Source organism: Rheinheimera sp. (assembly GCF_020217005.1).
GTDB lineage: Bacteria > Pseudomonadota > Gammaproteobacteria > Enterobacterales > Alteromonadaceae > Pararheinheimera.
In genome coordinates, this window is record NZ_JAIWOI010000051.1 from 1 (window position 1) to 10,000 (window position 10,000).

The following is a 10,000-nucleotide window of genomic DNA, read 5'->3' on the forward strand; positions in this document are numbered from 1 at the left end:
CACCTTTTGGCCGGGCTATTGTGTTTAGTCAGGCAGAAAAACAAACCTTAGCCAAGACTCATGGTAATTATCCGGCACCGCTGAAGATCCTCAAAGCCATTAAAGCTGGTGTGGACGGTGGTTTTAATAAAGGCCTGGATGTGGAAGCCAAAGCTTTTGGTGAGCTTTGCATGACCAGCGAGTCTAAAGCTTTACGTTCGTTATTTTTTGCTACCACTCAAATGAAAAAAGAGACGGGGGCAGGGGATGTTCAACCGCGTAAAGTGCAAAAAGCCGCTATTTTAGGGGGCGGCTTGATGGGCGGCGGTATCGCCAATGTCACAGCCACCAAAGCTGGTGTGCCGGTGCGGATCAAAGATATCAGCCAGCAGGGTATTTCCAATGCAATGAAATACAGCTACAGCCTGCTGGAGAAAAAGCTGCGCAAACGTTTTGTCACTAAGACTGAAGTGCAAAAGCAAATGTCATTACTGACAGGCACCACAGACTACAGCGGTTTCCACGATGTGGACTTAGTGGTCGAAGCTGTGTTTGAAGATTTAAATTTAAAACAGCAGATGGTCGCTGATATCGAAGCCAATTGTTCAGCACATACGGTCTTTGCCAGCAACACCAGTTCATTGCCAATAGGGCAAATAGCAGCCAAAGCGGCTCGCCCTGAAAATGTCATTGGTCTGCATTATTTCTCTCCTGTGGATAAAATGCCATTGGTCGAAGTGATAGCCCATGAAAAGACGTCGGCTGAAACCATTGCAACTACTGTGGCTTTTGCCCGTAAGCAAGGCAAGACGCCTATAGTTGTGAAAGATGGCGCAGGTTTTTACGTCAACCGTATTCTGGCGCTTTATATGAATGAAGCGGCTAATATTCTGCTCGAAGGCGAACCTGTTGAAGCACTGGATAAAGCGCTGGTGAAATTTGGTTTCCCTGTCGGTCCTATTACTTTACTGGATGAAGTGGGCATAGACGTAGGCGCTAAAATATCGCCCATTTTACTGAATGAATTAGGTGAGCGTTTTACTGCACCAGCTGCTTTTGACCGCTTATTGGCGGATGGCCGAAAGGGGCGTAAAACTGAAAAAGGTTTTTACCTGTACGGCGCCAAAGCCAAAGGTAAAAAGCAGGTCGATGCTTCAGTCTATAGCGTGCTTGGTTTAAACCCGGTAGCTAAATTAAGCGGCGATCAAATAGCGCTGCGCTGTGTGGTGCAAATGCTGAACGAAGCAGTGCGCTGCTTAGAAGAAGGCATTATCAGCAGTGCCCGTGACGGTGACATAGGCGCCATCTTCGGTATCGGCTTCCCGCCGTTCTTAGGCGGCCCGTTCCGCTATATCGATCAGATGGGGGCCGCAACTCTGGTAGCGCATCTGCGCAGCTTTGAGAGCCGTTTTGGTGCGCGTTTTGCCCCAAGCAAGCTGTTGCTGGAAAAAGCAGAACAAAATACGACCTTTTATTGACTGATGGTCTGATATCAAAAAGGCTTCTGAGTACAGAAGCCTTTTTTGTTTTCTGTGCCAGCAGTATTTTAGCTTTGTGTTGTTTTGTTACATCTTATTGGTTGTATAAACTATCTCAGATTCTGGTTGTTACCTTTTTGTTGTGTTAACGTTTTGTTGTTTTTTTCAATAAAATCCAAGCACATAATAGAGAGAACAACATGTCCAATCCGGTACGAATTCTTGGTTATGGAGTTGCTATGCTGACCAGCCTGAATCTTATGGCCGCCATGCCTTCATCTGCGCCTGTAGCGCCTGTTAAACCTTATGTAGTGCAATCAGAACATGGCGACAGGCAAGACCCTTATTATTGGTTGCGCGACGATAAGCGGCTGGCGCCTGACGTATTGGCTTACCTGAACGCTGAAAACCAGTATTACCAGCAGTATGCCGACCAGTACAAAAAGTTGAGTAAAACTCTGGCCGATGAAATTATTGGCCGGGTGAAACAGGACGACAGTACTGTGCCTGTGATCAAAGGCGACTATTCCTATTACACCCGCTATGAGCAAGGTAAGGAGTATCCGATTTATGCCCGCAAGCCCAGAGTCGGTGGCGCTGAACAGGTGATGCTGAACGTCAATGAGCTGGCCAAAGGCAAGGATTTTTATCAGATAGGTAACTATCAGGTGAGCCCTAACCAGCAGTTGCTGGCTTATGCTGCAGACACCACTGGCCGCCGTAACTACAACATCAAAGTACGGGATCTGCGCACAGGCAAAGACTTACCTACAACTATTACTGGTGCTGAAGCTTCTATTGCCTGGTCAGCTGATAACAGTCAGTTATTTTATATTGAAAAAGATCCGCAAACTTTATTAGGCACTAAAGTTCGTCGTCATACGCTTGGACAAGCAGTAGCCAAAGATGAAGTGCTGTATGAAGAAAAAGACAGCAGCTTTTATATGGGCGTTGGCAACAGCGCTGACGATAAGTTCGTCGTGATTTGGTTGGGCAGCACAGTATCCAATGAAATGCTGGTGCTGAAATCTGACGATAAAAAAGGCAAATTTACTGCGATAGCGCCACGTCAGCGCGATTTTAAATATGAAGTGGAGCATATAGACAACCGTTGGGTCATTATGACCGACTGGGATGCACCTAACTATCGTCTGATGACTGTTAACGATGACCAGATTGGGGATCGTAGTCGCTGGCAGCCATTATTGGCGCACAATCCTGATGTGTTTATTGATTCCTTCCAACTTTTTACCGACTATTTGGTGATTAACGAACGCAGCAATGGTCTGGACAGAGTGCGTTTGATGCCATGGTCTGATTTAAGCAAAGCCCAGTATGTAGAGTCCGACGAAGCGGCTTATGTGGCGAAAACTGACAACAACCCAGAGCAAAACAGCCAATGGCTGCGCTACAGCTATACCTCCCTGACGACTCCGCCTTCTGTGTATGAAATGCATATGAAGACAGGTGAAAAGCGTTTATTGAAACAACAAGAGGTTTTAGGTGGTTTTGATAAAAGCAACTATCAGACAGAGCGGGTTTGGGCTAAGGCCAAAGATGGTACTCAGATCCCAGTCAGCCTGTTGTATAAAAAAGGACTGAGAAAAGATGGTACTGCGCCTTTATACCAATATGCTTATGGCTCTTACGGTATATCCAGCTCCCCATCCTTTCGAAGCACAGTCTTGTCTTTAGTGGATCGTGGTTTTGTCTACGCCATAGCTCATATTCGTGGTGGCCAGGAAATGGGCCGCAGCTGGTATGAAAACGGTAAATTACTGAATAAAATCAATACATTTACCGACTTTATTGACGTGACTGATTATCTGGTGGCGGAAAAATACGCAGCGAAAGATAAGGTCTTTGCGATGGGCGGCAGCGCAGGTGGCTTATTGATGGGGGCTATTGCCAATATGGCACCGGAGAAATACCGTGGTCTGGTGGCTCATGTGCCTTTTGTTGATGTCGTCACTACTATGCTGGATGAGTCTATTCCACTGACCACCAACGAGTTTGACGAGTGGGGCAACCCAAAACAAAAAGTCTATTACGATTATATGTTGTCGTATTCACCTTACGATCAGGTGAAAAAGCAGGCTTATCCAGCCATGTTAGTTACTACAGGCTTGCATGACTCGCAAGTGCAGTATTTTGAGCCCGCGAAATGGGTCGCTAAGCTGCGTACCCTAAAAACGGACCAGCAGCCTTTATTGTTCCGTACCAATATGGAAGCTGGCCATGGCGGCAAATCAGGGCGTTTTTTCCCGCATGATTGAAATTGCAGACGAATACGCCTTTATTTTGTCGTTGTTGCCGGCGACACCAGCTTCTTAGTCAGAGTTTGAATTGAAGACGCTGTTTTTGACGGCAGCGTCTTTTCCATTTTTTTAGCCAGAATTTAAACATTCGTCGCATTTAGCTGTATTTTTCTCAACTTCCACTTTGACTGTCTGGTATAGTGCTGCGGTTTTTTTAAGCAAACGTGCAAAGCAGGAGTGTTGTGTGGTTCTTATCCTGAGTGTTTTTTGTTTGAGCAGTATCAGTGTCTATATTGCCGCTTTGCGTGCTGGTATGGCCGAGAAACGCTGGGCTTTAGTGGCTTTATGTTTAGGTCCTTTGGTGCTTCCTTTATTTCACAATCACAAAAGGCTGACGTTGCGTCGTGCTTTTGGTCGCTTTTCGAACTTCTTCTGACACTGATCCTGTACTTTCATATCTACGTATCAAAATTTGCACTTTTGACGAGCTAAAATGGTTATTCGTCAAACGGTTGCGATTGTTTTCTGAACAAAATGCAGCTTCAGAGGCATTGCAAAATCATTTCTTTTGACAAAGCAAAATTTTTGTTTGACGAGTCTGATTTTGTTTACCATACTGCGCACAGTTTGATTCGGATAGCTGTAGATACAACAAAATTAGAGGAAAAAAGTGATGCAGCAAAGTTTTGTCGCTAATCGTCGCTTTTTCGATGACCAGAATTTCCCAAAGGGATTCACCAGGTCCGGGCGCTTTACTCTGGCAGAGGGTAATCTGCTGGAAAAACATGGCAATGCCATGCAGGAACTGGAAGCAGGCACACGCCAGCCAGTCAATGAAGAAGAACAACGTTTTGTCGCTGTTTGCAAAGGTGAACAGGAAGCCATCAGCCAGTATGAAAAAGTCTGGTTGAAGTACAAGCAACGTTTGCAGGAGAAACGCAAGTTCCATACCGTATTCGGTAAAAAGCGTATTGCAGACGGTGGCGAAGATTTCTCTTTTGTAGATAACGACGCAGACTAAAACCTAATATATGGACAAAAGGGCTGTTTAAATCCGGTGCAGGGCATTGGATTTAAGCAGCCTTTTTTATTTGGTGTCATCAATACGGCTGCTGTACTGACCACAAAGAATCAACTTGGTACAGCTGTCAGTTTAGGTTTTTGTTGTTTCTGTTGTTTTAAGAACAAACCAAAGTCATGAGCCGACAATGGCTTACTGTAGAAATAGCCCTGAATAATCTCACAACGCAGCTGCTTGAGCTGTTGCAATTGTTCTGCCTGCTCAACCCCTTCAGCCACCACCGTCAGATTCAGGTTGTGTGCTATGGTCACTATAGTGTCCACCATATTGCGGCCTCGGGCTGTGTTCATATCGTCAATAAAGGCTTTGTCGATTTTTAATGTGTTCAGTGGGAACTGTTTTAAATAAGCTAAAGATGAATAGCCTGTACCAAAGTCATCCATTGCTAAATGGATGCCACGGGCTCTAAGCTTTTTCATAGTATCTATTGCCAAGGTTGGCGATTGCATTACTGTGCCTTCGGTGATTTCTAATTCCAGATGATAAGAGGGCAGCTCAGAGCGCTGCAGTATGTCATCTATCTGCTCACACAAAAACGGCAGCATAAATTGTTTGGCGGATAAGTTGACCGCAACACGGCCATGAAACAGCCCCATATCTATCCAGCGTTTCACGTCTTCACAGGTCTTTTGCAGTACCACTTCACCAATTTCAAGAATTTGACCTGTCTCTTCAGCGACTGGAATAAAAGAAGCAGGGCTGATTAAGCCTTTTTTTGGTGTAATAAAACGTACCAGAGCTTCCATCCCTACAAGTTGACCTGTGACTATGTCCATCTTCGGCTGATAAAACACCGTAAAGTAATCTTCTTTCAAACCATGGCGGATCAGGTTTTCTACCTGCAATCGTTTAACCGCCAGCTTGTTCATGGAGTCGTTAAAAAACAGGTAGCGGTTGGCACCTTCATTTTTAGCATGATACATAGCGGTATCGGCGTTACGGAGCAATGCTTGCGGGTCATTGCCATCTTCCGGATAAAGTACTATGCCAATACTGCTGGTGATCGCCAACTCATGTTGTTCGATAAAAAACGGCAGGTTAATCTGTTTCAGTAAATCTTTAGCCAGGCTGGTGATGCTGTGAATATCGTTGGTATTCTCCAGCACTACGGCAAACTCATCGCCACCCAGACGATAAAGTTTGGCTTTAAAGCGGGTAAAGAGGCTCAACCGCTCGGACAGCTTACACAACAAGGTGTCGCCGAGTTCATGCCCCAGTGAGTCGTTAATTTTTTTGAAATTGTCTAAATCGAAGACTAACAGCGCATGCTCAACTTGTTCACGGACCAACTGGCTTAAGTGGCTGGAAAAGCGGGCCCTGTTTGGTAAACCTGTCAGGGTGTCGGTATCAGCCAGCCGATTGAGCTCAGCCTCACGTTTTTTCCGCTCGCTGATATCTGAGACAACACCAACGAACTGTTGCACTTGCCCCTGCTCATCTTTGATGACGTCAAAGCTCAATTCGGCCTGGTAAAGTTCACCGTTTTGTCTCTTGTCTTCTATTTCACCAGCCCAATAGCCTTGCTCTAATAAGGCCTGGCGAATCTCATGTAAAAAGCGGGCGGGGTAGAGCGTGAGTTCAAATACGGTATGCAACACTGAATCACGGCTTTTGCCTGTCATGCTGACAAAGGCAGGGTTTACTTCCAGTAAAGTAAAATGCGTATCGCAGACCATAACTGCATCGGAGATATTGTCCAGACAGCGGGCAAATAAGCTCAAACGTTCTTCGGTTTCTTTGAGCTGCTGAATATTTTTTAAAGTACCAGTCATACGAATAGCCTGGCCTTGTTCGTTCAACTGCACTACTTTGCCGCGATCCAGTACCCAAATCCATTGGCCGTTAGCGGCTTTGATACGGTAACTGGCTTCAAAAATAGGTGTCATGCCATGCATGTGCTGTTGCAGTGCACTGGTGACCCGCTCAACGTCTTGCGGGTGGATCTCAGACCGATTCGGCGGAAACTGTTGACTGTCGCCCGGCTTCTCCAATGGCTGATGCCAGGAGCTGGAGCGGTACAGTTGCCCAGCCTGCATATCCCAATCCCATAATTCGTCACCACTTCCCCATAAGGACAAGCGCAATCGTTCTTCACTTTGTTCCAGTTTGGACTGATAACGCCGCATCCGCACTATGCTTAAATGAGCCAGCGTCAGGGCAACTATAGAAAGGGCAGAGATGACCGTAAGCACATAAGGCTGTAACTGTTCCCAGCCTGCGGCGAACGCAGGCAAAGGCACAGCCAGTACAACAGCAAATTGCAGCGATAATACAGGAATCAGGCGCACGGTCAGGCTTTTTTTATGGATGTCAATTTACGGTACCCAATGTTATCGGTACTGTCAAAGCCATTCCGATAATAAAGGCAATTTCTCCAATAAATTGAACGGGTTTTGCTCAGTTAAATGACTGTGAGCAGGTTTATCTCCTGTCGCAAGAAAAATGGCATCATAGTCAGGGGCCAGTAACTGATAAAAAAATGCGATAAAATCTTTCAGATTGAGTTGTTCCAGCGCCTTTTCTATCTGCTCATTTAAATCAAACTGATGATCACCCTGACCAATTGCCAGCCATAAACGCTTAGCTCTTGCTCCTAAACTGCTATCGCGTTCTTTAATTTGGGTTGCCAGGCCTTGTTTCATTTGGACGAACTCATCGTCGTCCAACTCTTCCAGCTCGGCCAGGAAGTTTTTGTAAAAAGCCAAAGTAGCCTGATATAACTCGGCGCATGAGGCGCTTGGACTTTGAATATAAAAGGCTATACCAGGTAAAAGGTTCATGGGCACATAACCAGTACCGACCAAATAACCTAACTGCTGTTCGGTACGCAGCACATGGAAATATTCCGGCGAGAGTAAATGATTAGCGAGCATAAAAAGCGCCATATCCGCAGGTTTTTTTTGCCTGGACGGCAAATAAATAACCAGAGCCTGGTCGCTATGTTCCACTGCAACTTTAACCCACACAGGGCCTATACCTTCAGTGTTATATCGTTGCCGTGGCAAGGCTTCGCCTTGGTACTGATCCTTAAGCCAAAGTTTTAACGTCTGGCTTAACTCAGCAGCATCTGAGGCGCGCCAGTTCCCTACCATAAAAGCGTCCAGATGCACATGCTGTAATAACTCTTGGTGAAACTGAATAAATTCGTCGTAGCTTTGTTGCTGTAATGCAGCAGCTAACTGATCGATATCAGGATTCAAAGGCTGTAATAAAGAGGACAACTGACTAAACAGCTTAGAGACAGGTTTGTTTTTGCTATGGTTTTGCCAATGCCTTATCAACTGACGTTTAATTTCGTCAAAACGCTGTTGATCAAACTGACAGCAGACCATTTCAGTCAGTAAATCTGCTACTAATTTAATCTGATTGCCAGCGAGGCCACTGCTATGCAAACTAATGCCGTTGTGCTGTACATGCAAATGATAAGTTAAACCCGCTGTTGTTGCGGCGTAAAAATTTTCGTTGATCTGATCCTGAAATAGCTCTAACCACAAGCGGCTGCAGGCCATCTGCGCGACAGACTGGATGCAGTTGGGTAAATTCAGTTGGACAAAGATATGGCCTTTCGGAGTTTTAAAGTCAGTGTCGGCTTTAAACCATAGCTTTAGCCCGGGCTCTTGTACCAGCAACTTAGGTTTTGCCATATGATCAGTATCAGCCAGTAAATTCAGTTCTGTAACCAGATAGGGGTTACTCTGAGGCAAATGGTTACCTGAAGGCACTTTGGCCTGCAGATAGGAGTCCATTTGACGCTGGTCCAGCGGCTGTACGCTATAAGGTGTCTGATACCAGCGCGCCTCTCTGTTGGCCCTAATGTCTGGCGCAATAAACATCACTCTCATATTGTCGGGGCGGAAATGAGCCAACAAGTCCCGGTACAGCTGCTGCGGCGGCAGATCCATTCGGTAATCGCCATAGACATAATCGTCGACAGGGTAGTGTTGCATATTGACCGACAAGTCACAGGCGCCTTGTAATGCTGTGCTGGGCTCCTGATACAGATAGCTCCATTGCACCAGACGCTGGCGCTCTAAAAACAAATGCTCTGGAAATGGCGATTGACGCAGCAATTGCAGTTGACCAAACATGGCTTCCAAAATCTGTTCTTTAGCGAAAATTCCTTGCTCGGTCAGCTCAAAAGATAAAGTAAAGTCCTTGTAGTTGCTGCCATCTATACCGCCACCAGCGCTTAACTGATTAACCCAACCTTTGTCCTTTAAGAAAGCCAGTAATGAACCTGCGCCTTCATCACCAAGTAAATGTGCTAAGAAAGAAATTAGTTTGTATTTATACCAGGGCTGGATGTCTGGTAAAGCAAAACTCGCGACCAATCGCTGGCTGAACTTATGCGGAGCTATATCAAGCTGCAGAGCCTGGTGCTCAGCTAAATAAAGAGGTTCAGATAAAGGCGCCTTGGCACAGACATGATTAGGCAAACCAGAAAAATGTTGATGCACCAGCTGTTCAAGTTGTGGTAAAGGCAAAGGCGACACCAAACACAAGGTCATACGACGAGCGCCATAATGGCTGTCAAAAAACTCTTGCACTGCTTGCTGCAGGCTTTGTTCAGGTGTGTCGCACAATGTCAGTAAGTTACCTACCGAAAATTTAGCAAAAGGATGGGCAGGGTTTACTGTCTCTTTATGCACCTGATAAATACGTCTGCTGTCGTCTTTCAGTTTTAATGAAAATTCAGCTTCGATAGCCTGACGCTCTTTTTCAATATAATCGGTGTGAAACAAAGGGGCTTTGAACATATCGGCAAACCTGTCCAGCGCCTGCTCGAAGTAGTCTGTATCTATGTCAAAGAAGAAACTGCTATGCTCGGTGCCGGTCCAGGCATTGTGGCTGCCACCGTGATGATTGATAAAATGCTGATACTCGCCCGCGTCCGGATATTTTTTTGTACCCAAAAACAGCATGTGCTCGAGAAAGTGGGCCAAGCCTTGTCGTTCTGCCGGATCATCAAAATGTCCAACATTGACGGTTAGGGCTGCTGCGCTTTTTTCTGCGTCTTGCTGATGCACTAAAAGCACAGGCAGATCGTTGGACAAAGTCAGTGCCAAGTACTGACGCTTATCATTAGGGCTTTGCATTAACTGGCTTTTTTTCAATTTATGCCTCGTGACGGGAACCCTGAAAATACCGAATGCGAGGGTTCATCATAGCGATTAGGAATATAGTAACGCAATTTTATGCTTTAT

The 10,000-nt window shown here is 45.7% G+C and carries 6 protein-coding genes; 4 read left to right on the plus strand and 2 right to left on the minus strand.

The genetic code is table 11. From position 1 onward, the window contains the following. From LDL40_RS02560 to maoP, 4 genes are all read left to right on the plus strand, one after another. Nucleotides 1–1,457: 3-hydroxyacyl-CoA dehydrogenase NAD-binding domain-containing protein (locus LDL40_RS02560; RefSeq protein WP_300993494.1), on the plus strand; the 1,457-nt coding region annotated here is incomplete at its 5' end. 200 nt (nucleotides 1,458–1,657) lie between these two features. Then, a complete protein-coding gene (locus tag LDL40_RS02565; protein ID WP_300993497.1) occupies nucleotides 1,658–3,733 on the plus strand; it encodes a S9 family peptidase in 2,076 nt (691 codons plus the stop codon). A gap of 226 nt (nucleotides 3,734–3,959) precedes the next feature. After that, a complete protein-coding gene (locus LDL40_RS02570) occupies nucleotides 3,960–4,151 on the plus strand; it encodes a hypothetical protein (RefSeq protein WP_300993499.1) in 192 nt (63 codons plus the stop codon). 237 nt (nucleotides 4,152–4,388) lie between these two features. Continuing rightward, a complete protein-coding gene (gene maoP / locus LDL40_RS02575) occupies nucleotides 4,389–4,736 on the plus strand; it encodes a DUF413 domain-containing protein (RefSeq protein ID WP_300993501.1) in 348 nt (115 codons plus the stop codon). Nucleotides 4,737–4,846: 110 nt separating this feature from the next. Here maoP and LDL40_RS02580 read toward each other — a convergent pair whose 3' ends face one another. Both LDL40_RS02580 and LDL40_RS02585 read right to left on the minus strand, forming a co-directional pair. Next, nucleotides 4,847–7,084: a bifunctional diguanylate cyclase/phosphodiesterase gene (locus LDL40_RS02580; protein ID WP_300993505.1), complete on the minus strand. Its 2,238-nt coding sequence runs from the start codon at nucleotides 7,082–7,084 to the stop codon at nucleotides 4,847–4,849. Nucleotides 7,085–7,138: 54 nt separating this feature from the next. Beyond that, the gene (locus LDL40_RS02585; RefSeq protein ID WP_300993508.1) at nucleotides 7,139–9,892 is read right to left on the minus strand and encodes an insulinase family protein; all 2,754 of its coding nucleotides are present in this window, start codon (nucleotides 9,890–9,892) and stop codon (nucleotides 7,139–7,141) included. Between the last annotated feature and the right edge of the window lie 108 nt (nucleotides 9,893–10,000).

Excerpts from the sequence above, each read along its gene's own strand:
- LDL40_RS02565 (WP_300993497.1), top strand. The coding sequence starts at position 1,658 with ATGTCCAATCCGGTACGAATTCTTGGTTATGGAGTTGCTATGCTGACC.
- maoP (WP_300993501.1), top strand. The coding sequence starts at position 4,389 with ATGCAGCAAAGTTTTGTCGCTAATCGTCGCTTTTTCGATGACCAGAAT.
- LDL40_RS02585 (WP_300993508.1), bottom strand. The coding sequence starts at position 9,892 with ATGCAAAGCCCTAATGATAAGCGTCAGTACTTGGCACTGACTTTGTCC.